We start from the raw sequence: 26,217 nt of genomic DNA, 5'->3' as shown, positions 1-26,217 counted from the left end.
GCCTAATCCTCCCCTTCAGCTGACTTAAATACGTCGGTTAGCTTCTCCAAAAATTGCTCTACTTCCTTCGTACTCACATTAAGAGGTGGAAGAATGCGAATGACGTTAGGTCCTGCACTTAAAACAAGCACGTCTTTTTCTCTAAGCTTACTAACAAAAGGCGCGGCATCCTCCACTTCAATTCCTAGAAGTAAACCTAGTCCCCTCACTTCATTAATGGAATTGTGCTGCTGCGACAAACTTTTTAATTTATTTATAAACATGTCTCCCATTTCTTTTGCGTTTTGAAGTAAAGAAACGATCTCTTTTACCGTCGCAGTTGCAGCGGCAGAAGCAAGTGGATTTCCCCCAAATGTACTTCCGTGAGTTCCTGGACCAAATGTTGAGGCTACGCTTTCCTTCGCAAGCATCGCACCAATCGGGAATCCTGAACCTAACCCTTTTGCAAGCGTCATAATATCTGGTTCAAAACCATATTGCTCATGAGCAAATAACGTTCCGGTTCGGCCCATCCCGGTTTGAACTTCATCAACGACGATAAGAATATTGTTCGTTCTACAAATCGACACAAGCTCCGAAATCCACTCCTGATCTGCTGGACGAACGCCTCCTTCTCCCTGGACGAGCTCTAACATGACGGCTGCTGGTTTTCGTTCCTCGATTTCTGATAAACGATCAAAATCGTTGTAAGGAAAGTATTCAAAACCAGAAAGCATGGAGCCAAATCCATCTTGAAGGTTTGGTTGAGCTGTAGCGGAAAGGGAACCTAGCGTTCTTCCATGGAAGGACTTCGTGAACGTTGCAATTGTTTCTTTACCGCTCCACTTTCGAACGAGCTTAATCGCTGCTTCATTCGCTTCCGTACCACTATTACAGAAGAACACCTGGTCAAAACAGCTTTCCGCTGTTAACACGTCAGCGAGTTCCTGCTGTTTTGGGATATGGTATAAATTCGAGCAATGCCAGAGGAGATTTAACTGATCTGATACAGCTTTTTTGATCGCTTCTGGTTGATGACCAAGATTACATGTGGCAATTCCGGAAGTAAAATCAAGATATTTTGTTCCGTCTTCACTATATAGGAAGCTTCCTTCACCTTTAACGGCAGTAATCGGAAGTCGATTATATGTTTGCATGATGCTTTTTTGTGACGTTTCAGTTAGTGACATTCTAAAGACTCCTTTCGAACAATTCGCGTTCCAACAGGTTCATGTGCGACTGCTTTTAGCAGGGCATTCTCTTCTCGACCATCAACAATAATAACCGAGGAGACTTTATCCGAAAGAGCGGCAATCGCTCCTTTCACTTTAGGGATCATACCACCAATAATCGTGCCTTTTTCGATTAAACTTGTTATTTTTGGCTCATCTAGCGTTCTGAAAATAACTTTTTGTCCATCAATTTCTTCATACACACCCGGCGTATCGCTAACGAGACAAATATCTGCATGCAGCGCCTGAGCGACAGCTGACGCGGCTTCATCCCCATTAATATTAAGAGGTTCGAAAGATTCATCCGTACTGATTGGTGAGATAATAGGTATGTACCCAGCTTGAGAGAGTTGTTCAATTAGTGACTTATCTACATGGATGACTTCCCCAACACGGCCGAGTGATTCATTAGACTGTTTGCATGTAAACAGCTTGCCGTCTACGCCACTAATGCCAATGGCTTTCGCTCCTGCATGGTGGATCTTCCGCACGAGCTGTTTATTCACCTTACCGCTCAATACCATTTCAACTGTATCGACCATCTCATCTGTTGTGACACGTAGTCCATCGACAAATGTTGTCTGAATTGATAGTTTATCAAGCATCCTAGAGATTTCAGGGCCTCCACCATGAACGAGTACCGGATGATATCCTTGTTTTTTCATAGCTACTAGGTCAAGGTAAAATGAGTCTTGAAGCTGATCTAATATACTTCCACCACATTTAATAACAAAATATTTTTGATTATGTTCTGTAGGAGGCATTGATTCTGACATAGTCATAAGAAAGGTCACACCCCCATGCCGTTGCTTCTTCATTTCCGTTATGCAAATCAATATAGATATGAATGTTCTCGTTTTCTAAATAGGTTTTTGCTTCTTCCTCACTAAATTCCGCTGTTATACCATAATCCACTACTTTAATGGGTCCAAGTGATATGGAAAGAGAATCTTCTTGAACAGATTCACCACTGTACCCAATGGCACATACAATACGTCCCCAGTTTGCATCGGTTCCATATATGGCTGTTTTTACTAAACTAGAACCTACAACAGATTTGGCAATGGCTTTCGCACCGGTTTCTGTTTGAGCACCTTTTACGTGAACTTCAACGAGTTTTGTAGCCCCTTCGCCATCTTTAGCGATCAATTTCGCTAACTGTTGACAAACATACTCTAGTGAACTTAAGAACGTTTGCCACTCAGGATGACTTTCTGATAACGCTTCATTCTCCGCCTGACCATTTGCTAGAAGAAGGACCATATCATTTGTACTCGTTTCACCGTCAACTGTGATCATGTTATAAGTCGTGTCAGTCACAGAGCTTAATGCGGACTGAAGAGCGTTATTTTCTACTTCTGCATCGGTCGTGACAAAAGCCAGCATCGTGGCCATGTTTGGCTTGATCATTCCTGATCCCTTTGCAGCACCACCAATGGTGATGTCTTTTCCATCAATCTGACATGTTACGGCTACCTGTTTTGTCATTGTATCTGTCGTAACAATCGCTTCAGCAAAATCGGTGCCACTCGTTTTTTCTGTATAGTTTGGAATGTGATGAATCCCTTTGATAATGGCTTCCATAGGCAAATACTCCCCAATAACCCCGGTCGAAGTAACAGCCGTTTCCGTGTCTTTCAGCCCCATCACAGTTGCGAATTGTTTACGCATTTCATATGCGTCCTCAATGCCTTTCTTTCCTGTAAACGCATTGGCGTTTCCCGAATTAACGATCAGGCCTTGAAGTTTCCCATCTACTAAACTTTCTTTTGTTACTTTTAATGGCGGTGCCTGGAAAGTATTCATTGTAAACACCCCTGCAGCATTCGCTGGTACAACGGATTTAATCCAGCCAAGATCTTTACGCTTTCGTTTTAAACCTGCATGAAACCCACCAGCTTCAAATCCTTTAGGAGAAGTAACTGTGCCATCTTTTACGATTGAAAAAAGTTCCTCACTTACAGTCGATGTTGCCAAAGCCTTCAACCCTTTCGTTTAGTAGATTTATGGAAATACTGGAGATAAACTAAGACCTGTTGTCTCAGGATAACCAAATCGTAGATTCATATTTTGTACCGCTTGACCAGCAGCACCTTTCATCAAATTGTCAATCACCGAGATAATCGTTAAGCGATTTGTTCTCGAATCTACAGAAAGACCAATATCACAGTAGTTAGAACCGGAAACGCCTTTTGTGGAGGGCCATTTCCCTTCAGGCATCACGCGAATAAAAGGATGATCTTCATAGATTGATTGGTAAAGATCAATCACTTCTGCTTCGGATCGATCATGAGATAGATTGACATACATGCTGCACATCATCCCTCTTGTAAGCGGGACGAGGTGAGTAGAGAATGATACATTTACATTTTCACCGATTTGATTCGAAATGACTTGTTCTATTTCAGGGATATGCTGATGTTTTCCAAGTTTATATGCTGATACATTTTCATTAACTTCAGAGTAATGGGCTGTAAGACTCGTTTTACGTCCTGCACCTGAAAGGCCCGACTTTCCATCTATGATTAAAGACGATAGATCAGCCCATCCTTTTTGAATGATTGGAAGAATACCTAGTAGCGTTGCCGTCGGATAGCATCCAGGATTGGCAATTAAGTTTGCGGATTTAATGTCTTCTGAATAGTATTCCGATAATCCATATACCGCTTCTGTTAAAGCTCCTTCTGGTGGAGATGAATGGTTATACCACTTTTCGTATAAATCTCCACTCTTTAATCGGAAGTCTCCGGATAAATCGATCATTGGAACACCCGTATTTAGCAGTAAAGGCACAGATTGACTGCTCACGCCAGCTGGTGTTGCGAAGAAAATAACATCTGACTCGGAAGCAAGCTTCTCTGCATCAAGCGCTTCAAACTGACTTACTTGTATATTCGTGAGATGTGGGAAAACCTCATGGACATTTGTTCCTGCGTTAGATGGAGATACAATTGTATTAATTTCTACTTCAGGGTGACTAAGCAATAAGCGAATTAATTCTAGACCGCTATATCCGCTAGCACCGACTATACTTGCTTTCACTATTTCCACTCCCTCTTTCATTGCTTATTGAATGATTATACATATTTAAGTATATATATACAACAGTTTTTTTATTATTTTTTTCAAATTTATGAATTTGTTATAACGTATTAACAAGCACAACTTGGTTACCATCCTGATAAAGAGTTTGTCAGGTGAGAATATGAGTTCAAAAAAAGCATGCCCCTATGAAAGGCATGCTTTAAGTTACTTCTTTTCAAATTCAAATGTTAGTTTTTTCTCATCTGGGCTCCATACAAGCGCGGCATCAAACGTCCCTTTTTTACTTTTCAATCCTTTGATTACATTGGATTTTCCTTCAGTTAGAATTTTTTTAGCGTTGGTTTGCGAAATAGGTTTCCCAAGAATTCGTTTGGAGATTGTAAACGGGCAACTGGTTTTAGCATAACTACTACACCCAAATAATTTCCCCTTATCCAGTACGTAAGAACCGCAAAGTGGGCATGTGCCAATCTTTTTTCCTAGTGATTTTTTGGATGGCTGTGCTTCTATCTTAATATCTTTTAAATCCCATGATGCAGAAGATTCAACTGCATCGGAAGTTAGCTTTGCTGCAAGTTTCTTCACAGACTCCATGAACGCTTGTGGAGATGCCTCGCCACTTCCAATTTGTTTTAGCCGCTGCTCCCATTTCGCTGTCATTTCAGGACTTGAAAGAACGGCATTTCCGATCGAATCGATCAATAACATGCCTTTTTCCGTTGCAAATACCTGGTTTTTTACAACATCGATGTATTTGCGATCTTTGAGCATTGTGATGATTCCCGCTCTAGTCGCTTCAGTCCCAAGTCCTTCTGTGTCTTTCAAGATCTTCTCAAGAGATTCATCATCTAGATGCTTCCCGGCCGTCTTCATCATTGTAATAAGCTGTCCTTCAGTAAATCGTTTTGGCGGCTGTGTTTTGCCTTCTGTTACTTCTACAGATACAACTTTACCTTGTTCGTTCTTTTCAATAGGTGGTAACTCTTCATCCTTCTGACTCGATGGGATAATTCGTTGCCATCCTTCCTGAATTCGCACCTGTCCTTTTGATTGGAATAGGGCTCTATTATCAACGAGGGTGAGCACAGTTGTATAATCGACAATCGATGCCTCTTCGTGCGCCGCTAGTAAACTTCGTGCGATTAAATCATATATTTTAGCTTCATCACCTGATAATTTATCCAGGTTTGGCACCTGTTCTGTTGGAATGATCGCGTAGTGATCACTTACTTTCGCAGCATTCACAAATCGCTTGTCCGTTAAGAGCGAGTCACGTTTTAGTGGAAAATACTCTTGATAAGCTCGCTGCTTCTGAAGCTTTGATAAAATCGAAGGGAATTCTGCTGCTTCATCCTTGGTGACAAAGCTAGAATCACTTCTTGGATAAGAAATGTTCCCCTTTGTGTAAAGCTTCTGAGCAATATCCAATGTTTTTTTTGGTGAAAATTTATAACGCTTGTTGGCAGTAGACTGAAGAGATGATAGTTGATACAAGAAGGGAGCTTTGTACTGCTTCCGTTCTTTCTTAACCTCACTCGCTAAACAGTCCTTATTTTCACAAAATTGAGCAATGGCTTGGGCCATTTCGGGCGACTCAAGTCTCGTTTGATCTTCTTTAATCCATTTTCCAACAATCATTTTTCCATTGTAATCAAATGTACCCTTCACTTCCCAAAAAGGCTCTGAATTAAAGTTCGCAATCTCTTTCTCTCGTTGAACGACTAATGCTAGCGTAGGCGTTTGAACCCTTCCTGCAGAAAAAACATCCTGTAACCCTTTTTGTTTAAAAAGAAGTGTATACACGCGTGAGGCGTTAATTCCTACGACCCAATCTGCACAAGATCTTGCATAAGCCTCGAAATAAAGATTACGCGTTTCTGTTTCTTCTAACAGTGATTGAAATCCTTCTTTTACTGCACGTTCTGTTAATGAAGAAATCCAAAGTCGCTTCATTGGTTTCTTGCAACGAGCCTGATTCAAAATCGTACGGACGATGAGTTCACCCTCTCTCCCAGCATCACCCGCGTGAATAATAGATCCGACTTCTTTTTTGTTAACGAGTTCTTTAATGACATTAAACTGTTTCCATTTTCCTTTCGTTACCTGATATTGAAATTGTGTCGGAATCATCGGAAGGGTTTGAAGAGACCACTTCTTCCATGAAGATTCGTATGTTTCAGGTGGAACGAGTTCACACAAGTGTCCAACAGCCCAAGTCATATAGGCTCCATCAGGAAAATCAGGATTAGGTTTAATATAGAGATATCCTTGTTTTTTTTCGGTTGGATAAGGGGCGGCAAGACGCGTTCCCTGATCTGGCTTTTCGGCGATAATACAAACAGCTGCCAAAGGTAACATTCCTCTCTCAAAAAAATACGCTAGCTATTAGTATATCGTACATGTGATCGTATATGGTAGTAGGTGTTTTATCTATCCTAACTATATTCAACTATCGCTAAGGCGCTTGGATCAAAATGATCCTGAAGAATGCTAGAAGATGGAATTCCGAGTAGCACGTTTTTACTATCAGTTTGAACCGCTTTCTCTTCTAAGACAATTGGTATGTTTTCATGAACAAGGCTTACAATTTTAGGGCCATCCTCTTTTGTTAACTCGAAATCCAAAACTTTCGTACAAAAGGCTAGCGCTTGTTTCATATTAGGTACTTTCACGGTTACACACTCACGTTGTTTAACAACAAATCCCCTCCTTTTTAGATCATCCCTATAAAATTCCATATAAAGAAGACTTCTCCCTTCTTTTTGTCATAGCATTAGTTCCAAAGACGATTCTCTATTGATCCACAAATCAAAAATGTTCATTAAAAAAGTCAACAAAAAAACTTCCAATCGCTATTTTCTTTTCAGTAAGCGATTGGAAGATGAGACTCCATCAATATTAAAGAAGGACACTTTTCTCTATTTCTCTCATTTGATAGAAATAGCCCTTCATTTTCATCAATTCTTTATACGTACCACTTTCTACGATTTGACCTGAATCCATTACGATAATTTGATCCATTTGTTCAAGATTGTTTAACCGATGACTGACCAATAGAAGTGTATCCTCTTTCGCTTTTTCAAAAAGATGCTTGAGAATTGACCTTTCAGTAAGAAGGTCGACTGAGGAAGTCGGTTCATCTAATAACCAGACTCGTTTACCTTTTAAGAAGGAACGAGCGATAGCGAGGCGCTGTTGCTCGCCACCAGAAAGGTTCGATCCTTTTTCGTGCACGCTATAATCGAGAGAAAAGTGTTCTAGCTGGACAGCTTGAAGACTTTTCATTAACTTTTCATCGGATAATGACTCTCCGGCTAGGAGCAAATTATCACGAATCGTACCTGAAAAGAAATGATTTTGTTGCAGGACGACATTCGTCTCGCTCCAGATATTCTCTTCGGAAAGCGATTGAATGGAACGATCATTCATCTCTAATGTGCCACTTCCCTCAAAGAACTTTAAGAAAAGTTGTAAAAGAGTCGATTTTCCAGAACCACTTGGTCCAACAATAGCCGTTTTTCCTCCTGCTGGAATATGAACCGTTACATTAGTTAATGACTTTCGTATTTCATTTGGATAAGAAAAAGTGACATTTCTTGCCGACAGAGAATAAGCTTTCTCTTTCGGAAGATCCACCTCTTCTTTCTCTTCCACCCATGGCTTCCCTTCTACAGATGACAGTCTTTTCGAAGCTACTATGCTATCTTGCAAATAAGCAGGCATGATAGCCAATGGCACTGCGTTCTCAAAGGACGTTAAAGAGATCAGGACAAGCATGGCAAGAAACACGCCATCTAGTTCTCCCGTTGTAACAAGATATGAACCGACCCCAATAACACTCCAGGTTACAAATAAAGAAACAAATGAATTAACAGCTTGATGAAGCACTTCTTCTTTTCCTTCTTTGCTTTGAGCAATCCCATAGTCGTTGGATTTTGTTCTAAGATCGCTTTTCTTTCCTTCAACCTCACTCATGATTTTCAAATCACGATAACCAGCGAAAAACTCAGCTGAATCAGCAGCAAATTCTCCTCTACTTGAACGAACCTTTCGATCCTTTTTTCGAATACTCCACGCAAAGTAACCCGGAATCACAATCCCTGTAAAAATCACTCCAAGTAACATTAGAAGTGCAATTTCGAAAGAATAGAATAGCGTAAACCAAATCGTAACAAGGAATATGAGAATAAAAACAATAGGTGGATAAAAAACGCGAAGGTAAAAATGCTGCAGTCGATCAATATCTCCTACAATTCTACCTAGCAGATCTCCACTGCGATATCGCTGTGACAACCCTGCCGCTATTGGCTCAAGCTTTTTATAAAATGAGACGCGCATGTTGCTTAAAATGGAAAACGTCGCGCGATGAGAATATATCCTTTCAAAGTAGCGTCCAGCTGCGCGTGCAAGTCCAAAAAATTTCACAACAGCTGTTAAAATCGCTAATGCAAACACAGGTAACGATAAGGCTGCCTTCGAAATTAAATAGCCGCTAGAAGCAAACAAGACAACAGCTGTGATTCCCGCAATAAAACCAAATAATATCGAGAGGAGGATATCCCGTTTCTCTGTCAGCATCTCACGCCATACAAATGCTAGCTCTCTCATAATGTGACCTCCCCCTTCTGCGTATCAACCATATCACGATACAACTCACTTGAAGCATAAAGCGATTCATCGGTTCCTTCCGCGATCAAGTTTCCTTTATCAAGTAGTATAATATGATCGGCATTTCGTATTGTATGGATACGGTGTGCTACAGTAATCATTGTTGCGTTTTTTGATAGCTCTTTGATCGAAGTGTGAAGAACTTTCTCTGTATATAAATCAAGTCCCGTTGTTGGTTCATCAAATAAAATAACCTCTGGTTGTTTTATAAATGCTCGAGCAAGCGCAATTCTCTGCTTCTCTCCTCCGGATATCCCTCTTCCGGACTCACCAATAACCGTCTCATAACCATTTTCAAGAGAAGCAATAAACGAGGAAATACCAGCTTTCTCAGCCGCCGCTTCTATTTGTATTTTATCCGTACTTTTTGATCCAATCGCGATATTTTCAGCGATCGTTCCAGTAAACAAATACGGGTTTTGTGATATAAAGCTTATCTTTGAAAACCAGCTTTCTTCATCTAAACTTGTTAGGGGAATTTCGTCGGCGGTAATAACACCTTCTTGAGGTGGAAGCAATCCACCAAGCAAATTCAAAAGCGTCGATTTTCCAGATCCACTCCGACCAATCACGGCCGTATTGCTATAAGGTTTAATAGTTAGATCAATAGAGGATAATCCAAATCCACTCTCCTGATAGCGATAGGAAACGTTCTTAAACGCTAACAGTGGTGGCCTCTCCTTCGTTTCAAGTAATCGATCTCCCCATTTCATTTCGTCACTTTCACGATGAAGTTCTTCACTTACCTTTTTCATTGCACTCATGCTACCTCTACCAGTATGAAAAGCACTGCCTAGTTCCTTTAGGGAAAGATAGAACTCAGGAGCAAGCATGAGAAGGAAAAAGGCTGTAGCAAAAGACATGCTATTAAACACAATGAGACGAAGACCAATCTCAAGAGCGATAATCCCAATGCTTAACATTGAAATAAGCTCAAGCATAAGGGATGAGACAAACGCAACCTTAAGAACTTCGAGCGTTGCATCTCGATAATTCAAGCTACTTTCTTCCATTATCGAGCGATATTTCTTCGATTGACGAAACAAGTTTAACGTAGTCAAACCCTGAATTGTATCAAGAAAACGACCAGAAAAAACGGTCATTTGCTCTAGCTTCTCCTCGGATTTTTTCTGAGTACGAATGCCGATAATAATATAAAAGAGTGGAATGAATGGAGCCGTCACGATCATTATTAGCCCTGTTTCAATATGCTGAGTTGAAACTGCGATTAGAATAAAAAAAGGAATAACCGCCGTTTTAAACACTTGTGGAATGTATTGACTATAATAGGAATCAATCTCATCCACAGCATCTAGTAAAACGCTCACTTTCTGTCCAGATTTACCCTGGTAAGACGTTAAAAGTGCGTCTCGAGAAAATTTATTCAAAAGCGCTTCTCTTATTCTTTGTTTCACAATAGTGGCCATATTTACGCCTGCTTTTCCCATTAAATAAGATACGCAAGGGCGTAGCGCCATGACAATCAGTAAGCCAATGAGATACGGTGAAATTTCTGAATATGCTAGTCTCTCAATAAATACCCGATTCACTATTTCTACTGTAAGAAAAGCCTGTACAATAATGGATGCGCCAATAATAAGAGCACCTAAAATCATGAACAAGTGTGTGATTTTAAAACCTGAAGCATACGCTTTAAGTTCGTTCTTCACCTAATCCCCCACCTTTAGTTTCACAACAAACATACGTTTGTGAAATATTTCACATTAATTCTTAATTCCTATTGTACGACTTATACAAAGGAGAAGCAAATACTATGCAGCGATCATTTTTTACAATTAAATGAACGAAATCTGTGCTAGAGTCATCGAGCCACTACTTATTCAATTGAGGCATTCTTAGATTTAGCATTCTTCCTCATTTCCTATTTGCTATAATGAAATCAGCAGGATAAGAAATGGAGGATTAGCGTGGAACACGAACCTGAATTTGAAAAAACGCGTAAAAATACACACAAACGAAATAAATTAAAGCATTTATTGATTTCTTTTACTCAACCATTACAATCCTTCTTTAAAACCATGTGGAAAGGAGCTTCTTACGGCGCTCTTTTTATGACAATGCTGCTAATCTTTTCGATTGGGTTTGATTTTCATACTGGACTGGGTCAAATAATGGACATTATTCTTTTCCTATTAATAGCAGTTGTCAGTACACTACTCACCGTTAAGATTGGTACATGGTTCGTAGAGCATTTCAAAAGATTACCCTCTCTTCTCATTGCAAGTATTGGAATCTCGCTTGCTATAACCATTTATACATTAGATCAATTTCGTCAATTAGAGAACATCCTTCCGCTCTCCTATCTTTTAATTGCAGTCGGTATCATCCTTGGCGCCATGTTCGGATACCCTCTTTCTAAAGGGATCAAAAAGCCAATGTCTATGATCATGCTACTGTTTGGTATTTTAGCAACGTCTGCTTTTTCATACTGGTTATTCACACCTGGTTTGATGAATGATCGTCTCTCTATTAATGTAGAGCCGCTCTCACCTGTTAGTGATAACCCTTCAGAATACGGCTCATTTGATGTAACTACTTATACATATGGAAGTGGTAAGGATAAGCAACGTCCTGAATTTGGAGAGCAAGTTGATATTCAAACGATATCAGTTAACGCTTCAAGTATGATTGGAGAATGGTCCAAAGAACGTGAGTGGTTCTGGGGCTTTAAAGACACCAATGTGCCACTAAATGGACGTGTATGGGTGCCCAAAGGACAAGGGTCTTTCCCCCTTGTCCTTATTGTCCATGGAAACCATAAGATGGAGGACTTCTCAGATGAAGGCTACAATTATTTAGGAGAGTTACTCGCTAGTCGTGGCTTTTTAACAGTATCAGTAGATGAGAACTTCTTCAATTCATCATGGTCTGGAGGCCTCGCAGGAGACATTAATGGACGCGCCTGGTTACTGCTTAAACATATTGAAGAAATGGAGAAATTATCGTCTCAAAAAGATAATCCATTATTCAATAAAGTGAATATGGATCAAATTGCTTTAATAGGTCATTCTCGCGGTGGTCAAGCTGCCATTTTAGCAGCAAAATTCAATGACCTTGATCGTTATCCAAATAACGGGAACATGACTTTTGATTTCCATTATAATATTGAATCTGTTATCGCACTTGCACCGACGGATTATCAAACACTTTCAGATCGAAAAATCGAAGTGGATGATGTCAATTATTTATTGCTTCAAGGTTCTTATGATAGTGATTTATCGGAATTCGAAGGCGACCGACAGTATAATGGGATTGATTTAACTGGCAGAAAAGAAGCTATGAAAGCAGCCCTTTATATTGATCGCGCCAATCACGGACAATTTAACACAACGTGGGGAGAAAACGATACGTATTTCCCTTTCACGCTTTTATTAAATAAAGAGCCTCTTCTTAAAGGCACTGAACAACGACAAATAGCCCGCACATATGTTGCTGGATTTCTTGAAGCGACGCTTCATCAAAATGAGTCTTATCAACCGATGTTTGAGGATTATCGCTATGCTCTCGAATGGCTACCTGATACAACATACATAAGTAAATACGAAGATCCTTCGTATCATATCTATAGCACTTTTGAGGAGGACGTTGATGTCACAACAACAACTTCTCCTTATATCACCATAGAGGCTAATAGCTTGCTGCAATGGTATGAAGGAGAGCTTGAATTTCGACGCGATAAAGAAAGAGGTACTCATGGGGTCTTTTTGAAATGGGATCATTCCTATTCAAAGAACGGCACGTACAAATTAAATTTCAAGAAAGCCCTTCAGGATCCATTTGCTTATACAATGAACAGTTCATTAACATTCACAGCAGCAAACCTTTCAAATCCATCTGACCAGCAACCTGTTGATTTCACAATCACGGCTAGTTCAGATAACGGAGCGTCCGCTAGTGTTAAGCTGAGTGACGTCATGCAGTTGCAAGGTGTTCTTCCTATTCTACACACAAAAACAAAATACTTCGAAGAAGGACGTTATGGTGAACCTACTGAACCGGTTCTCCAAACCTTTAATATCCCGATGCAGCAATTCTTAGAAGCAAACGATGCCTTTAATCCGAAGAAGATGAATGCTCTTACATTTGAATTTAATGAATCAGAGAAAGGAAAAGTCTATATTGACCAAATAGGTGTCAATCAAGGTGATTAACTAAAAAAGGCCTTCCCTCATGACGATGAGGGATGGCCTTTTTCTATTATGAAATTTTGCAAGAAGACTGTCCACGCTTTGCAAGATAGCTTTGATGATATTCATCTGCTCGATAGAATGAAGTGATTGGTACAATTTGCGTCACAACTGGTTTTTTGAAGCGTCCGGATCGCTCGAGTTTTTCTTTCGCAATCAATGCTATTTCTGCCTGCTCATTTGAATGGTAAAAAATCGCTGAGCGGTAGCGTGTTCCGACATCTTCTCCTTGTTTATTTAAAGAGGTTGGATTATGATTTTCAAAGAAAACTTCTATAAGTTCTTCATAAGTAATGAGCGAAGGATCATATTCAACTTGGACAGATTCGGCATGGCCTGTTAATTCAGAATAAACATCTTCATAAGTTGGATTAATCGTCTCTCCTCCTGTAAACCCTGCTGAAGTTGAAATAACACCGTTCAATTGTTGAAATAGCGCTTCTACTCCCCAAAAGCACCCTGCTGCAAATGTTGCTTGTTCCACTGTGACCACTCCGTTTCCTTTTCTCTGTATGGTTTTATTTGATCGAGCATATATGTTTTCTAATTCATTTAGTGATAACATATAAAGTTGCTTTTCACCCTTCTTATATATCCCTTGTGAGAGAAGGGTCTTAATAAGCTGTTGTTTTCTTGCTTCGTTATCCATTAGTGTATGCAACATCAGTCTCTCCCTCTACTAAAACATATTTCCAAATGAGGGTGCATAAAAAAACCCTCATCTGCTCGAACAGAAGAGGGTTTGGATAGACCGAGCCTCTTCTCATTTTTCGACTTTCGTCGCAGGAATTAGCACGGTTCCAATTGAACACAAGTTCATAGGTCCGTTGCCGAGGTATCTAAGGGCCAGTCCCTCCACCTCTCTGAATAAGAAGATCCTTTAAACAAAGGATTATTAAGTTAGTCCCAATAATAAATGGTTTTAAAACGGATGTCAATACAAAAGTACTCATAAAAATAATTATATTACAAAAGAGATAACAAAGTAGCCAGCTGCAGCTAATCCCGCCGCTAATAAAGCTGGGCCAAGCTTAAATTTCGCATATGTCATAGGATTCAACTGCAAGATCCTCGCAACTGTATTCGTATTGTCACTTAGCGGAGAAGCAAATGCGCCAAATGTCCCACTCGCAAACACAGCTCCAATGACAACAGGGAGATCTGCTCCTGTAGAATACCCTAATGAAATACCAAGCGGCATTAAAATTCCCCATGTGCCCCATGATGAGCCAATAAAGTATGAAATAAACGCACCAACGAGAAATAAGACTGGTGGTACAAATAAAGTAGGAATCCAATCAAGGTTTGAGGTAACAATAGATGAGAAGCCAAGAGCTTCTGTTGAAGCTGCTAAGCCCCAAACAACAGTAAGCAAGACGATGACCGGCATCATCTCATTACCCCCTTCGATAAAATAAGTAACAAGGTCCTTTAAAGAAAAACGTTGAAATAAATAGAAAACGAACGTTAAAAGTACTGTAGTGAGAAGGGCAAAGACCATCGCGTCGAGCACATCTGCTTCAATAAACGCCTTGATTAAAGAAGTAAACCCCTTCTGATAACCACTCCAATATGTGAGAAGAAGTGTTAGGAGAATAACTCCTCCAAGAGGTATTAATAAATTCATCGGTTTCGTAGGAAGATCCTTCGCCACTGCTGGATGACAATCTTCCCATTGATCATCAAGCTTTTTTTCCACATTACCTGCGTCTGTAGCTGGCGTTTTTCGATGATGGAAAAAACTCAAATAAAAGCCAATCAATAAAATACTAATCGAAAAAAAGTTATAAGGGATACTTTGAAGGAAGTAACGATAGCCATCTCCTTCAATACCTTCCGCCTTAAGTGAAAGCTGCACAACAGATGACATATAGCCGACAAAAGCGGTAGCAATTGGCATTAAGACAATGACTGGTGTTGCTGTCGTTTCTATCACAAATCCAAGCTCCTGAGGAGTGATTTTCACTTTATTTAAAAGAGCTTTCATGATTGGGGCTACCGTTACAATGCGGAAACTAGGAGCACTAAATGTTCCTAGCGTTGACACCCACGTCAGAAATAACGCTCCTTTTTTTGAGTTGATTTTGGATGAGGCAACTTGAACAAATCCTTTTATCCCACCAGTATATTTCATCAATCCGATTAAGCCCGTAAACATATATAGAAAAAGGACGATTTTAACATTATTTTCATCTTTCAAACCAGTCATTATAAATTCATAGAACTGTTGTAAACCAATGATCAATCCAGGTTTGTATATAAATGATGCTGTTAGCAAACCCGCCGTTAATCCTGGGATCACTAGTTTTGTTTTCATCGCAATGATAATGACAACGATAAACGGAAAAATGGATAACCAGGCCATTAGCGTCACCCTCCTTAAGCTCTAGTTTGCTCTCTAGAGAACGACCTATACTACGGGAACCGATAATGTTGATTCCTCATTCATATGAGCAAGTGGAGTTGCTCGAATTCAATGGTGCCATATGGGTTAAATAAGACAAATTGAACATCGTTCCTTAACTTATTCATACAAAAAAGCCAGAGCTCAGTGCTCTGACTATTTCTTTTTTAATGCGCTATTGTATTTTAATCTATTGATCGATGCAGCTCCAATTCCAAACATAGCCGTTCGTAATTCGAACTCAATTCGCTTTAATTGATCTGATAGCGCTTCTTCACTATCATCTACCGCATTTTCAAGTAATGCCCTACCAAATCCAGACACATCCGCACCGAGAGCAATAGCTTTAGCTGCATCTACACCATTTTTTAGTCCGCCACTTGCAACCATCGGGACATCGGGATGCTGTTTCCTTACATCAATAATACAATCAGCTGTCGGATTACCCCAATCTTGAAAAGCTTCGGCAGCTTGTTGTCTTAATGTTTGATGGGAACGAAAACTTTCAACTTGAATCCAGGATGTTCCACCCGCTCCAGCAACATCAATAAAACTGGCACCTGCACTTATAAGACGCTGAGCACTCTTCGCATCGATTCCCATGCCAACCTCTTTAATACCGAGTGGAACAGGGATCGCTTTTGCTACTTCTCGAATTTTATCGATTAAATCTTGGAAATTTGTATCACCCTCAGGTTGGAATACTTCTTGTAATGGATTTAAATGAAGCAGAAGCGCATCAGCTTGAATGAAGTCAATCGCTCTCTTACACTCTTCTACTGTAAAGCCATAATTGAGTTGAACAGCTCCAATATTGGCTAGTATAGGAATGGTTGGTGCATGTTTTCTTACGTCAAATGAATAAGCGGATTTCGATTCTTGAATAGCTGCACGCATTGAGCCTACACCAAGCGCCCAACCATGTGCTTCAGCAGCTTTGGCAAGACGTTTATTAATCTCCCAAGATCGCTCTGTACCGCCCGTCATTGAACTGATCAGAAATGGCGTCTTCAATTTCTTATTAAGAAATTGAGTGGAAATATCGACTTCATTATAATCAATTTCTGGTAGTGGATTATGCTTAAAACGATATTTTTCTAACCCCGTCGTAAGTCCCTGTCCTTCCACGTCTTCCGTTAGACAAATATCAATATGTTCGTTCTTTCTTTTTTCGGTTTGATCAAACCCCAAGTGTTCCAATGGAATTCCCCCTGCGCTGCTCTTTTTTCAACTGTCGATGTAATAATGGTTTTAACCTGAGTCGATTGTACCTTTGTATAAGAATAAATGGAAGATTAACTATTAAAGAATACCCAACCATTACTAAACCAATACTCAAAGGATTCCATAAGAAAAACAAGAATGAAGGTGGTATGAGAAGCCAATGAGTCACCTCTGCACGTCTTGTCTCTAAGATAAATTTCCTTATATAAGAAGAAGTGAGCGTTTTGAGTTCTTTCTTCCGAAATCCTCCTTTAAACACATCTCCCCCATCAGGTAGTATTGTTTTCCACTTCTTTATCTGGATACGATCATACACTTTCAGTTCCCATTTCTTATTTTGTAACATTGATTTTTTAGATTCATAAAAGGAATCTGGCAACCGAAGGCAAATATAAGAGATAGAAACATGAATGATCAGCCAGGCAAAAATATTCACTAAGATTAACCCTACGATCGATAAGTGGATGACCTGCATACACATTCCTCGTTTCAAAATTGTTTAACATATCCAAGATTAGGTAATTATTATGTCAGGAAACCTATTATACACTGTAACAGCGTTATGATTCCTTTACAAAGGTTATACCCACACTATACAATTACAGTGTATAAATGTCGACGCTTGAAGTTAATTCGATGAAGGAGGAGATGGAATGAGCAAAAAAACAATCGTTATTGGTGCTGGACTCGGAGGTCTTTCGGCAGCTATTCGTCTGGCAGCCGATGGACATCAGGTTACCATACTGGAAAAAAATGAGCGCGCTGGCGGCAAATTAAACAAACGTTCCGGCCAGGGGTTTAAATTCGATACCGGTCCTTCCATTCTAACAATGCCGTGGGTCCTTGAGAAGCTATTCAAAAGCGCAAACCGAAATGTAAACGATTATATGACCATTAAACGTATTGAACCTCAATGGAGAACTTTCTTCGAAGATGGCGCCCAGATTGATGTAACAAGTGATATTGCTGTTATGTTATCTGAAGTACATAAGCGCTCAGAAAAAGATTATTCCAACTTCCTCGCCTATTTAGATTATTGCAAAACGATGTTCGATTTAAGCTTAAAAAGCTTTTACAAAAAAAGCTTATCAGGCATTCAAGATTTGCAAAAACTGCATTCATTTAAAGACCTTCTCACAATGAACCCTATGAAATCAATGAATCAGGCAACGGAAAAATATCTTGATGATAAACATCTTCAGCAGCTCTTTAACTTCTTTATTATGTATATTGGCTCATCACCTTATCATTCCCCTGCCATTCTTTCACAACTAGTTTATGTGCAGCTTGGCCTTGGTATTTATTATGTTGAAGGCGGTATGTATAACATAGCAGAAGGAATGCTTAAGCTACTTGATGAGCTAGGTGTGGACGTACAAGTCAATACAGAGGTCGCTGAGATTCTCACCGTAAACAAAAAAGCAGCTGGTGTAAAACTTGCGAATGGGACGATGATGGAGGCAGACTTAATCGTTAGTAATCTTGAAGGCATCCCTGCCCACGAGACGCTTCTTAAAGGAGAACCTGGGGCTGAAAAAGTGAAAGATGAATTGAAAAAATATACTCCTACCGTTTCGGGCCTTGTGTTGTTACTAGGTGTAAATAAGACGTTTGATCACCTTCAACACCACAACTTTTTCTTCTCGAAAGATCCCGAGCTAGAATTCAAACAAATATTTGATGAAGGCGTCCCTGCTGACGACCCAACTGTCTATATTGGTGTCTCATCAAAATCTGACCCAACTCAGGCACCGGCTGGAAAAGAAAATCTCTTTGTCTTAACACATGTTCCTCCTTTAGAGCCTGGTGAGAGCTTTGAGAAACATCGCGGTAGATACCGTGAAATCGTCCTAGATAAATTAGAACGAATGGGTATGACAGGTCTTCGCGAATCAATTGAATTCGAATATCAGTTCATTCCAGATGATATTAAGAGTTTATATGGTTCTAACGGTGGCTCTATCTATGGTGTAGCAACGGATCGTAAAGTGAACGGCGGTTTTAAAATACCATCTAGAAGTTCACTAATTGATAATCTGTACTTTGTAGGTGGTTCAACACATCCAGGTGGTGGCGTACCAATGGTTACACTTTCAGGTCAGTTAACTGCAGATTTAATTGCGGAAGATCAGAAATTGAAAGATGAACAAACTGGCTAAGAAAGGGACTTCGCAACATGATGAAATGGGATAATGTAATCTTTCGACTATTTATTTTTTGGTACTGCTGTGGGTTGATCCTTGTTGGCTTCGACCTACTTCCATCGTTTCTTAACTGGGCAAATGCCTTCTTTCTTATACTCTGTGGAATATTAGGCACCTTTTATTTTGTACGAACGTTTGGGGCTTTGCGGGGGCTTTCAACAGCCTCCTTTATCTTTGCTTTCAGCATGATCGCAGAGGGATTAGGCGTTCATTATGGTTTAATCTTTGGAAAATATGATTATTCCGGTGATTTTGGGTTTAAATTAGCTGACGTTCCAATAGGAATTGGTTTTGCTTGGATTATGGTGATTGCCGTTACTCATGTGCTATCGCTTCAAATGACGGAAAAACTAAATCACGGCATCATAAGATGGATCGTCTACTCCCTTTTAGGCTCCCTTATTGCCGTTTTAATTGACTTAATCATTGATCCCGTCGCCTATTTAGTGAAAGGTTATTGGGGATGGGACGGAAACGGCGTCTATTATAACGTTCCTTTCCAAAATTTCACGGGCTGGTTCTGGGTATCCCTTTTCTTCCACGCCTTACTCTATCCTCTCTATATGAGGAATAAGGTTCCAAATAGGACTTCTTTCATTAAATGGAAGCATCGAATGGCCATGTTATTTGGTATGGTCATGGGGATGTTTATTTTCCTTGCTCTGCTTGATGGACTTTGGCTTGCGGTCTTTGTAACATCGATTCCTACACTGCTTCTGCTAATTACCTATAAGAAAAAAGCGAAGCAAAATGGACGCGCTACAGCGGGAGAGGTGACCGTCTAATGTTGCTCATTTATATTAGCATTCTTACAGCGTTTGTCTTGTGGACGATCATCAATTCACTCTTCATGCCACGTCTATCAAATCGAAGTATTCAGGGGGATGAGAATGGTCGAGTATCCATTCTTATCCCTCTTCGTGATGAAGAACGAAACGTTGAAGAACTCCTTCAAAGTTTAAAAAAACTCACATATCAAAATATCGAATTTCTTCTACTTGACGACCACTCTAGTGATCAAACATTGAATTTACTGTATGAAGGAACTAAATATGATCCGAGATTTACGATTATTCGTGGTAAAGATCTACCTGAAGGTTGGACTGGGAAAGTATATGCTTGTCATCAACTAAGTGAACATGCTAAAGGACAATACCTACTGTTTAATGATGCAGATTTAAGACTGTCGCCAAATGCGGTTCAAGCTGCACTCTTATTAATGAAAAAGCGGGAGGCTTCCATGATAACAGGGTTTCCTGCTTTTCCTGTAAGCTTGTTTCTTGAAAAGCTTCTTGTACCACTTCAGCATTTTGTCGTTCATTTCCATCTTCCATTAGCACCAGCTAATTGGACGAACCTACCCTCCTTCACCGCTGCTCATGGGGCATTTATAATGGTTCATACGGAATCATACAAACAAGTTGGTGGTCATAAAGGGATTCGCGCCACACTCCTTGATGATATTGATTTAGCAAAAACATTTAAGAAAAAAGGACAAAGAGTTATTATTGCCAATATAACAAATGTGGTCACTTGTTATATGTATCAAACGAATCGCGAAGTGTGGAATGGTTTCACCAAAAACCTTTTCCCAGGTCTCGGGCGCTCTCGTTTCCTAATATGGATCCTCTTTATCTTTTATGGCATTTTCTATCTCGGTCCTCTTATTTTACTACTTGCAGGGCTTTATACAGCAATAACAGGTTCACTTATAGTCGCACTCTTTTACCCCTATGTTCTAATCGTGCTTCAAAAAGCATGGATTGATATAAGAACGAATCAAAGAGTCACGTTATCGCTCCTCATGCCACTAAGTGCTGTCGCGTTTATGACTCTGTTGATCCATTCTATGCGCACAGGTTTAAGGCAGAAAGGTTATGTTTGGAAAGGAAGAACGTACTCATGAAAACAATCGCCGTTATTGGGGCAGGACTCGGTGGGCTCTCTGCTTCAATTAAGCTAGCTAGCAAAGGATACAATGTACACGTTTATGACAAAAATGAATACGCAGGTGGGAAAATGATGCCTGTTAACCTGGGGACACATCACTTTGATTTCGGGCCAAACACGATGACAATGCCTGAAATTTTTGATTCTGTATTTGAAGAAACAAACCTTAACCCCAGGGATTATTTCACGTGGATGAAGCTCGACCATCATACAAGAAATATAGACTATGATGGTCAATCTTTTATGATGAGCACAGACGAGTCTTTCATGATAGAGCAACTACAGAAGCTTGATTCATTTGCAGCGAATCATTATCCCGCTTATCTCAAAGAAATTGAACGACTCTATCATTTATCCAAATCATCATTCTTTCCGAGGATGTTTACAAAATGGAATGATTACTTGTCTCCTACATTGTTTCGTGCAGTTATTAAAGTGAGACCGCTTGAGAAAATGAATCACTTTCATGAACGCTATTTTCAGCACCCTCTTTTATTAAAAGCTTTTAATCGCTATTCTACATATATTGGTTCCTCCCCCTTTCTCTCGCCAGCTACTTTTGCGATGATTGGATATCTTGAGATGGTGCAGGGAATTTATTATGTTAAGGGGGGAAACACCAAACTTGCTGAAAGTCTAGAATCCGCTGCAAAACAGCTAGGTGTTACTTTTCACTTAAATACTGAAGTGAATCAAATACATGTTGAAAATAAAAAAGCGAAGCAAATTGAAACGGCTTCTGATCGTTTAGACGTAGATAAAGTTATTATTAATGGAGACTTATTGAAAGCCTATCCAGCATTAGTTGATGAGAAAGAGCGGCCATCCATGCCTAACATAAAAATTGAGAGATCATCTCCTTCCATCTCTGCTTTTGTCATCATGGCTGGATTATCAACAAGACTTCCTGATCTCGTACATCATCAAGTATACTTTGCTCAAAATTACAGTCATGAGTTTGAAACGCTATTTAAGGGAGAATGGCCTGACGATCCGACGATCTATATTTCAAATTCTTCAGCAACAGATCCTTCTGTTTCTCCTGATGGAGATAATCTCTTTATTCTAGTAAATGCGCCTCCTCTGTCCGAAAATAACCAAATTTCCTTAGAGAAATATAAAGAGAAAATATATGATAAGTTGGAGAAGCATGGATTACCTATAAGAAAGCACCTTGTCACGGAGAAGGTCATCGGACCTGAAGAAATTAAAGAACGTTTCTACGCTTTCAGAGGGGCACTCTATGGCATTTCTTCGAATTCTTTAAAAAATAGTTTTCTTAGACCTTCCAATCAATCAAAGGATATCTCGAATATCTACTTTGCTGGCGGAAGCACCCATCCTGGTGGTGGTTCTCCAATGGTCGTCATTAGCGGGAAAAATGTAGCGGATCGAATCATTAGCGAAGATCACTAGTGTACAAGTACAAAATGATTCGGTAAGGAACGCCATTCATATTAGACAATCTAAACAAGTTTAAAGTGCCCTCCAAACGCAAGCTTCATTTGGAGGGCACTTTTCAATTTAATTTATCAATTATTTCGTCTAAACACCATCAACCCTTAATTCTTCAACAAATGATGCAAAAGGCGATCTTTATCTTCAAAAAATTGTTTCATCGTCACATAATGATCAGTTCCTTCTAACGTTACGTCACTCATGCTATCGGCATTTAGCTGTAGGATTCTTGCCTCAGGGTATGCCATTAAAATTGGTGAGTGTGTCGATATAATTAGTTGAGAACCTTCTTGAACAAGCTCATGTATTCTCGTTAACATCGATAGCTGCCTAATCGGTGAGAGCGCCGCTTCGGGTTCATCTAAAATGTACAACCCTCTTCCTTGAAATCGGTACATAAATGTAGCAAAAAAAGACTCTCCGTGCGATTGTTGATGAAGTGATTTCCCTCCAAAAGAATCAATAATTTTCGGACCAAATCCCTCTTGATCTAATGCTTCAATATTCGTAGCTAAATTGTAATATGTCTCGGCTCGAAAGAAAAAAGAATCATCTGGTCTATGAATTCCTCTTGTTAATTTCAAATACTGATGCAAATTTGAGTGAGAATCATAGCTAGAAAAATTGAAATTCTTCGTGCCACCTTCAGGATTCATACCTAGTGTCCCAGCTATCCCTTCTAGCAGCGTTGATTTCCCCATCCCATTCTCACCAACAACATACGTAACATTTGGGTGAAAGATAAGTTCATCCTGTAGACTTTGTACAGCGGGTAGAGAGAACGGAAATTCATTGTCTTCCGTTTTTTCTAAACGGACACTTCTAATATACTGTGTCTCTTTCGTTAATTTCACTTGCTTCCTCCCTTATGTCATATCACTTAGGAAAACCTTCCTGAACATCTAAGAAAAGGTTGGAATAATCTTCTATTGAATGGGGGTTGACCCCACTACATCGATCAAGACTATGACGGTGGTTGATCTTTATGCTTTTCAAAGCAAGTAAAGCAGTATAGCTGACCATTCCAACTAACTCCATCGAGAAAACCATTCAAGCAATAAACTAGTTTCTTACAGTTTGTACACTCACCAACTCGTTCTCTCATACGATCACCCTTCCAAAGGATTAAACTATTGTGATCAAAAGAATGCGGCCTTAAAAATAGACGAATGTAGGCTCATTATTTCTAAGGTTTTTCTCTAATCCCTTTTATTAATAAACTGCAAAGCCCGGTGAAGCCATTCATTAAACTCCTCCGGGTATTCATGATCTAGTCCTTGAATGATCTTCAGTTCATGTGCAACCTCTTGAGCTTCCAACAACTCTGATAAGGCTTTAGACCCCTCAAGACAATCATCATCTTCATCACCACAAATGATATAAGCCTTTATATTTGAATTCTTTAAAGAAGCGATAGCATCTCGCCATTCATCAATATTAGGAATCCATGGTGCCACGAAAATAAATCCATCCACACATATACGCTGCTCGAGAATCGCTCTAAGTGCTACGTGACATCCAGCTGAAAAACCTCCAATAATCAAGTTATCTCTAGAGGAAAGGGTATTCACATGGTCCTCTATTTCTTGTACCCCTAAAGCAACGTCTTCCCATTCATAAGCATCTGAAAACTGGATTTGAGATGATTGAGGAAAGGCGAGTTTATACTTTTTCGTTGCTGCTCGGTTCCAAGCTACAGCAGTCATTTCAGCATTCTCTTGATCTCCATGAATAACCATAAGAACGGGACGTTCTTGTTCATCCTCGTTATTTAAAACCGTTAACGCTGGTTTTGCTTGTTCCATCGCCTTTTCTTCTCTTTGTTTACAAAGCTGAACCAATTCTTGAAATTCATCAAACTCACGGAGGGAATCCAAGTCTTCATCCGCTTGTAAATACTCATACGCATACCAGTATCCCTGTTCCATAATGGCTTCCCTCATGATCGCAAGGGCTTCCTCTTTTAGGTCAGATGCAGCTGCAAGAGCATATTGAAAATTGAAGAGCTGCGCTTGATTGCCTTCCACATTCTTCGCATGCTCTTTCATAAATTGATAAGCTTTTAAACTACCACTTTCTTCATAGATTGTAATCGTTTCATTCAATAAACGTGTATAAGATCGGTTTTTCATAAGTTCCCCCAAATGATTAATAGTAAGCTACCTCTATCATGCCATATGTCTTTCGAAAACAAAACGCCTTACAATTAAGACCGAAGTTGCTCCCATTCACTTCGAAGCATCCCCATTTTGATGGCATCGTAGTAAACACCTTCTACTATCCTTGCATCTCTTATTCTGGCTTCTTCTTTCATTCCAATCTTACTTGCCACCTTGATCATACGTTCATTACCAGACCAGGTAGACATGCCAAGTCGATGAAGCTTTGTTGATCGAAATAGAAAATGGATCCATTCTCTATAAGCTTCAGAACCGTATCCTCCATTCCAGTAAGATGGATCATAAATAACAATTCCGGTTTCAAGCCAGTTAGTGAACTTATCAACCCAGTATGATCCCACTGTACCTATCACTTTATTATCTGCTTCAATGACTAACGTGTCTGGAACTCCGAGGCTAATTTTACGCTGTTGCTCCCACTCTTTCTTGTACTCTACTTTGGATATCTTTTTCTCAATGATGTATGGCCCGTTCCATTTTTTTGCTTCTTGATTCTCCTCTTCATATTTCCAATAGTATAAAGTACTAATATCCTCCCATGTCGCCTCTCTTAATGTTACTTTCTTCTTCTCAATATAAATCAACAGGCTTTCCTACCTTTCTTGATGGATAAGCTCCTTCTAGAATAGCTTTCTTGATTTCTTGCATCACCCTTTTTGAAATAAGTAAGAGATCATGGCCCCTAATGATGCATAAAACATTTAATACCTCCTAATCATTTCAAATTCTCTCAAATGTTACAACTACTTTTCGCTTAGATTCCTTAATCTTAAAGACACTAAGGATATAACAAAAAAGCTCTCCTCCAATTGGAAGAGAGTTTTTGTCAATTTCCGGCAATCGCCGATAAAAGCGCTTCTTTTTCTTTTTCCGATACAAATGCTCGCTGGTGGAAGACATTATACTCTTTTTTACGAATGGATTGCAAAATGGCTTTGTAAAAAACCGCTGAGCTTTTCACTGGGAGACGAGCATCTAGAGGATAATGATGCATTGCTGAGAAAGCTGTTTCGTAATGCATTTCAGCTCGAACAGCAAGCTTTTCCCAAACTTTGATAAATGCCTCATTCATTCTTCGACTTCTTAAATCTTCAACCCGATAACCTAATGATTCCATCTCAGCAATTGGCAAATAAATTCGATCTCGGTCTAGATCTTCCGAGATATCTCTTAAGATGTTCGTGATTTGCATGCCAAGACCTAACGCTATTGCACTCTCTCGAAGTTTGTCTACCTTCTTTGGAGCAAGAATTGGAAGAAGCATAAGGCCAACGGTGCTTGCCACATGATAAGAATAATGTTCAAGTTCCTCAAGCGTATAATACTTCGTTTTATATAAATCCATTTCTTGCCCGGCAATCATGTCGTGAAAAGCTTTCGTATCCATGGAGAAATTACGAAAAACATCTTCAAGAGCTAGCCACATAGGATCAGTTTTTGGTATTTCACCTTTTAGAAAAGAGGCAAATTCAGAACGAAAGACCTTTAATTCTGCTTCAGGATCTGTGCCTTCATCAATGATGTCATCAACCTGCCTGCAAAAACCATAAACCGCCCACACTGCTTTCTTCTTTGAAGAAGGCAATAAAGAAAACGCTTTGTAAAACGTTTTGGAATGATGTTTAATAATAGCTTCGCAGTGAGCATAGGCTTGTTCGAGCATCT

21 protein-coding genes and 1 riboswitch are annotated in these 26,217 nt (G+C 39.6%); of the genes, 5 read left to right on the top strand and 16 right to left on the bottom strand.

Annotated elements, in window-relative coordinates; all coding sequences use genetic code 11:
* Positions 1-2: 2 nt before the first annotated feature.
* The 8 genes from Q4550_RS08185 to cydD all read right to left on the bottom strand — a co-directional run bounded on the left by Q4550_RS08185 (position 3) and on the right by cydD (position 10,594).
* Positions 3-1,169, bottom strand: a complete 1,167-nt coding sequence (locus Q4550_RS08185) for an acetylornithine transaminase (protein WP_303531601.1) — start codon at positions 1,167-1,169, stop codon at positions 3-5.
* Positions 1,160-1,993 carry an acetylglutamate kinase gene (gene argB / locus Q4550_RS08180; protein WP_303531599.1) on the bottom strand — a complete coding sequence of 278 codons (834 nt, stop codon included), beginning with the start codon at positions 1,991-1,993 and terminating at the stop codon, positions 1,160-1,162. Before argB ends, Q4550_RS08185 begins: the two co-directional genes overlap by 10 nt.
* Positions 1,956-3,188 carry a bifunctional glutamate N-acetyltransferase/amino-acid acetyltransferase ArgJ gene (gene argJ, locus Q4550_RS08175; RefSeq protein ID WP_303531597.1) on the bottom strand — a complete coding sequence of 411 codons (1,233 nt, stop codon included), beginning with the start codon at positions 3,186-3,188 and terminating at the stop codon, positions 1,956-1,958. Before argJ ends, argB begins: the two co-directional genes overlap by 38 nt.
* A gap of 27 nt (positions 3,189-3,215) precedes the next feature.
* Entirely contained in the window at positions 3,216-4,253 is a 1,038-nt protein-coding gene (argC, locus tag Q4550_RS08170; RefSeq protein ID WP_303531595.1) for an N-acetyl-gamma-glutamyl-phosphate reductase, read from the bottom strand.
* A 207-nt stretch (positions 4,254-4,460) separates the two neighbouring features.
* The gene (locus tag Q4550_RS08165; protein WP_303531593.1) at positions 4,461-6,605 is read right to left on the bottom strand and encodes a DNA topoisomerase III; all 2,145 of its coding nucleotides are present in this window, start codon (positions 6,603-6,605) and stop codon (positions 4,461-4,463) included.
* Positions 6,606-6,691: 86 nt separating this feature from the next.
* Positions 6,692-6,994, bottom strand: a complete 303-nt coding sequence (locus Q4550_RS08160) for a hypothetical protein (RefSeq protein WP_303531591.1) — start codon at positions 6,992-6,994, stop codon at positions 6,692-6,694.
* A gap of 160 nt (positions 6,995-7,154) precedes the next feature.
* Positions 7,155-8,864, bottom strand: a complete 1,710-nt coding sequence (cydC, locus tag Q4550_RS08155) for a thiol reductant ABC exporter subunit CydC (protein WP_303531589.1) — start codon at positions 8,862-8,864, stop codon at positions 7,155-7,157.
* Positions 8,861-10,594: a thiol reductant ABC exporter subunit CydD gene (gene cydD / locus Q4550_RS08150; protein ID WP_308809526.1), complete on the bottom strand. Its 1,734-nt coding sequence runs from the start codon at positions 10,592-10,594 to the stop codon at positions 8,861-8,863. The genes cydC and cydD overlap by 4 nt, the downstream gene beginning before the upstream one ends.
* 258 nt (positions 10,595-10,852) lie before the next feature.
* On the opposite strand from cydD, the gene Q4550_RS08145 reads away from it, so the two are divergent.
* Complete coding sequence (locus Q4550_RS08145; protein ID WP_303531586.1) at positions 10,853-13,096, top strand: hypothetical protein; 2,244 nt, start codon at positions 10,853-10,855, stop codon at positions 13,094-13,096.
* 46 nt (positions 13,097-13,142) lie between these two features.
* Here the strand turns inward: Q4550_RS08145 and msrA are convergent, their stop codons facing one another.
* The 4 genes from msrA to Q4550_RS08125 all read right to left on the bottom strand — a co-directional run bounded on the left by msrA (position 13,143) and on the right by Q4550_RS08125 (position 17,235).
* Positions 13,143-13,796 carry a peptide-methionine (S)-S-oxide reductase MsrA gene (gene msrA, locus Q4550_RS08140; protein WP_303531583.1) on the bottom strand — a complete coding sequence of 218 codons (654 nt, stop codon included), beginning with the start codon at positions 13,794-13,796 and terminating at the stop codon, positions 13,143-13,145.
* 96 nt (positions 13,797-13,892) lie between these two features.
* Positions 13,893-14,006, bottom strand: a riboswitch (SAM riboswitch).
* An 87-nt stretch (positions 14,007-14,093) separates the two neighbouring features.
* Entirely contained in the window at positions 14,094-15,497 is a 1,404-nt protein-coding gene (locus tag Q4550_RS08135) for a Na+/H+ antiporter NhaC family protein (protein WP_303531581.1), read from the bottom strand.
* Positions 15,498-15,692: 195 nt separating this feature from the next.
* Entirely contained in the window at positions 15,693-16,736 is a 1,044-nt protein-coding gene (gene fni / locus Q4550_RS08130) for a type 2 isopentenyl-diphosphate Delta-isomerase (RefSeq protein WP_226613046.1), read from the bottom strand.
* Positions 16,717-17,235: a glycosyl-4,4'-diaponeurosporenoate acyltransferase CrtO family protein gene (locus Q4550_RS08125; protein WP_303531574.1), complete on the bottom strand. Its 519-nt coding sequence runs from the start codon at positions 17,233-17,235 to the stop codon at positions 16,717-16,719. The genes fni and Q4550_RS08125 overlap by 20 nt, the downstream gene beginning before the upstream one ends.
* 178 nt (positions 17,236-17,413) lie before the next feature.
* Between Q4550_RS08125 and Q4550_RS08120 the strand changes: the two genes are divergently transcribed.
* The 4 genes from Q4550_RS08120 to Q4550_RS08105 are packed head-to-tail and all read left to right on the top strand — an operon-like array spanning position 17,414 to position 22,330.
* Positions 17,414-18,919, top strand: coding sequence for a phytoene desaturase family protein (locus tag Q4550_RS08120; protein ID WP_303531573.1), 1,506 nt, complete (start codon positions 17,414-17,416; stop codon positions 18,917-18,919).
* Between the two features lie 17 nt (positions 18,920-18,936).
* Positions 18,937-19,749, top strand: a complete 813-nt coding sequence (locus Q4550_RS08115) for a carotenoid biosynthesis protein (protein ID WP_303531571.1) — start codon at positions 18,937-18,939, stop codon at positions 19,747-19,749.
* Positions 19,749-20,870: a glycosyltransferase family 2 protein gene (locus Q4550_RS08110; RefSeq protein ID WP_303531569.1), complete on the top strand. Its 1,122-nt coding sequence runs from the start codon at positions 19,749-19,751 to the stop codon at positions 20,868-20,870. The genes Q4550_RS08115 and Q4550_RS08110 overlap by 1 nt, the downstream gene beginning before the upstream one ends.
* The gene (locus Q4550_RS08105) at positions 20,867-22,330 is read left to right on the top strand and encodes a phytoene desaturase family protein (RefSeq protein WP_303531568.1); all 1,464 of its coding nucleotides are present in this window, start codon (positions 20,867-20,869) and stop codon (positions 22,328-22,330) included. Before Q4550_RS08110 ends, Q4550_RS08105 begins: the two co-directional genes overlap by 4 nt.
* A gap of 146 nt (positions 22,331-22,476) precedes the next feature.
* On the opposite strand, the gene Q4550_RS08100 is transcribed toward Q4550_RS08105, so the two are convergent.
* The 4 genes from Q4550_RS08100 to Q4550_RS08085 all read right to left on the bottom strand — a co-directional run bounded on the left by Q4550_RS08100 (position 22,477) and on the right by Q4550_RS08085 (position 26,215).
* Entirely contained in the window at positions 22,477-23,226 is a 750-nt protein-coding gene (locus Q4550_RS08100; protein ID WP_303531566.1) for an AAA family ATPase, read from the bottom strand.
* A 345-nt stretch (positions 23,227-23,571) separates the two neighbouring features.
* Entirely contained in the window at positions 23,572-24,504 is a 933-nt protein-coding gene (locus Q4550_RS08095) for an alpha/beta hydrolase (RefSeq protein ID WP_303531563.1), read from the bottom strand.
* A gap of 74 nt (positions 24,505-24,578) precedes the next feature.
* A complete protein-coding gene (locus Q4550_RS08090; protein WP_283152139.1) occupies positions 24,579-25,136 on the bottom strand; it encodes a GNAT family N-acetyltransferase in 558 nt (185 codons plus the stop codon).
* A gap of 242 nt (positions 25,137-25,378) precedes the next feature.
* Positions 25,379-26,215 carry a phytoene/squalene synthase family protein gene (locus Q4550_RS08085; RefSeq protein WP_303531560.1) on the bottom strand — a complete coding sequence of 279 codons (837 nt, stop codon included), beginning with the start codon at positions 26,213-26,215 and terminating at the stop codon, positions 25,379-25,381.
* Between the last annotated feature and the right edge of the window lie 2 nt (positions 26,216-26,217).

This window comes from Anaerobacillus sp. 1_MG-2023 (genome assembly GCF_030547345.1).
In the GTDB taxonomy this organism is placed as follows: domain Bacteria; phylum Bacillota; class Bacilli; order Bacillales; family Guptibacillaceae; genus Guptibacillus; species Guptibacillus hwajinpoensis_B.
The sequence above is the reverse complement of the archived record's forward strand: the minus strand, read 5'-3'. Positions and strand labels throughout refer to the sequence as shown.